The organism is Bradyrhizobium sp. Kon10 (genome assembly GCF_055807395.1).
The window spans coordinates 1-598 of sequence record NZ_JBVVOZ010000116.1; the positions used below are offsets into that span (position 1 = coordinate 1).

The 598-nt window shown below is 56.9% G+C and carries 1 protein-coding gene; it reads left to right on the forward strand.

The features are described 5' to 3' along the window. Positions 1 to 598, forward strand: a 598-nt coding sequence (locus AC0L2O_RS36310) for a phosphotriesterase family protein (protein ID WP_473373137.1), incomplete at both ends; no start/stop codon positions are given.

The following is a 598-nucleotide window of genomic DNA, read 5'->3' on the forward strand; positions in this document are numbered from 1 at the left end:
GTCGCGGCCGGCATCGAAGACGTCGAGATCGAACTTTGCAATTGTTGGCAAATCAATTACGGGCAAAAGCGATCCGGACTCAAAACCAAGCTTAATCAGCAAGATATTGCCGTAAACGAAATCCGCGAGATGGTTGCTGCAGGCGGACGTACAATTGTCGAGCTCACCTCGGGCGGTTTGAAACCGGATCCGGCCGGACTGGCGGATATCTCCCGGGCCAGCGGAGCTCACATTGTGATGGGCTGCGGTCATTATGTTCACGAGTTCCAGGACCAGCGGAATCACGTGCGAGGAGTTGAGAACTTTGCGTCTGAGATGATCTCGCAGATTCTGGAAGGTGCGTGGGGAACTGACGTGCGCGCCGGAATCATCGGCGAGATCGGCTGTCAATCGCCGTGGACGAATCTTGAGCGGCGCGTGATGCAGGGCGCGATCCTTGCGCAGCGGGAAACCGGTGCTACGATCAATGTGCACCCTGGTCGTCATGAAGACCAGCCACAAGAGGTGGCGGAATTTTTCTCGAAGCAGGGCGCTCCCATGGATCGCATGGTGATGAGCCACATTGACCGGACGATCTTCGACGAGGATCGACTGCTGC